Origin of the sequence: Paraburkholderia ribeironis (genome assembly GCF_900019265.1) — a bacterium.
Lineage (GTDB): Bacteria > Pseudomonadota > Gammaproteobacteria > Burkholderiales > Burkholderiaceae > Paraburkholderia > Paraburkholderia ribeironis.
This window is the reverse complement of the sequence record NZ_CYGX02000079.1, coordinates 1-1,361: the sequence shown is the minus strand read 5'-3', so window position 1 is coordinate 1,361 and position 1,361 is coordinate 1. Positions and strand designations below refer to the sequence as shown.

Below are 1,361 nucleotides of genomic sequence, written 5' to 3'. Positions count from 1 at the left end.
GGCGCGGTGCTGCTCGCGGTGTTCCCGGAATTCCTGCGCTCGACGATGGGTCCGCTGCAGAACATGATCTTCGGGCATGAAATCGTCGATACCGAGGTGATCCGTCAGTTGCTGTACGGTCTCGCGATGGTCGTGATCATGCTGTACCGCTCGGAAGGCCTGTGGCCGTCGCCGAAGCACGAGGACAAGATTGCGAAACTGGCGAAGCGCAGCGGCAAGAAGCCGGTGCGTGCCTGAGTCCATGGGAGAAAAAGACATGAGCGACAACGTAAGCAACACCATGGGCAACGGCGCGGGTAGCAATCAGATCCGCCTGTCGGTGAAAGGCGTCAACAAGCGCTTCGGCGGCCTGCAGGCACTGTCCGAGGTTGGCCTGCAAATCCGCGCGGGCGAGATCTACGGTCTGATCGGCCCGAACGGCGCCGGCAAGACGACCTTCTTCAACGTGATCACCGGTCTGTACACACCGGATTCAGGCGAATTCAAGCTCGACGGTATGGAGTACACGCCGACGGCCGTCTATCAGGTGGCGAAGGCGGGCATCGCCCGTACGTTCCAGAACATTCGCCTGTTTGGCGGCATGACCGCGCTCGAAAACGTGATGGTCGGCCGGCATGTGCGCACCAAGCACGGCCTGCTCGGCGCGGTGTTCCAGACGCCGCCCGAACGCAAGGAGGAGCGCGAGATCAAGGAGCGCGCGATCGAACTGCTGGAGTATGTCGGCATCGTGCAGTACGCGGACTACACGTCGCGCAATCTGTCGTATGGTCACCAGCGTCGTCTGGAGATCGCCCGTGCGTTGGCAACGGATCCGAAGCTGCTCGCACTCGACGAACCGGCCGCCGGCATGAACGCGACGGAAAAGGTCGAGCTGACCAAGCTGCTCGACAAGATCCGCGCGGACGGCAAGACGATCCTGCTGATCGAGCACGACGTGAAACTGGTGATGGGTCTGTGCAACCAGATGACGGTGCTCGACTACGGCAAGGTGATCGCCCAAGGTCTGCCGCAGGACGTGCAGAAGGATGCGAAGGTGATCGAAGCTTATCTGGGTGCGGGAGTCCACTGATGTCCACGACGCAAGCAATGTTGAAAATCAAGGGCCTGCAGGTCAATTACGGCGGCATCCAGGCCGTCAAGGGCATCGACCTGGAAGTCGGGCAGGGCGAACTGGTCACGCTGATCGGCGCGAACGGCGCAGGCAAGACCACGACGATGAAGGCGATCACGGGTCTGAAACCGTACTCGGCGGGCGACATCGAGTACATGGGCCAGTCGATCAAGGGCATCCCGGCGCACGAGCTGCTCAAGCGCGGTCTGGCGATGGTGCCGGAAGGGCGTGGCATCTTCGCGCGCATGTC

At 61.9% G+C, this 1,361-nt stretch carries 2 protein-coding genes and 1 pseudogene; all 3 read left to right on the top strand.

Annotated elements, in window-relative coordinates; translation table 11 throughout:
- Positions 1-237, top strand: a pseudogene (locus BN2475_RS35885) (ABC transporter ATP-binding protein); the annotation flags it as partial.
- Positions 238-256: 19 nt separating this feature from the next.
- Positions 257-1,069: an ABC transporter ATP-binding protein gene (locus tag BN2475_RS28715; RefSeq protein ID WP_094782822.1), complete on the top strand. Its 813-nt coding sequence runs from the start codon at positions 257-259 to the stop codon at positions 1,067-1,069.
- Positions 1,070-1,086: 17 nt separating this feature from the next.
- A partial coding sequence (locus BN2475_RS28710; protein WP_143325946.1) for an ATP-binding cassette domain-containing protein occupies positions 1,087-1,361 on the top strand: 275 nt, incomplete at its 3' end.

What these genes read in the sequence shown, in the direction of transcription:
- BN2475_RS28715 (WP_094782822.1), top strand. Translation starts at nt 257, where the DNA reads ATGAGCGACAACGTAAGCAACACCATGGGCAACGGCGCGGGTAGCAAT.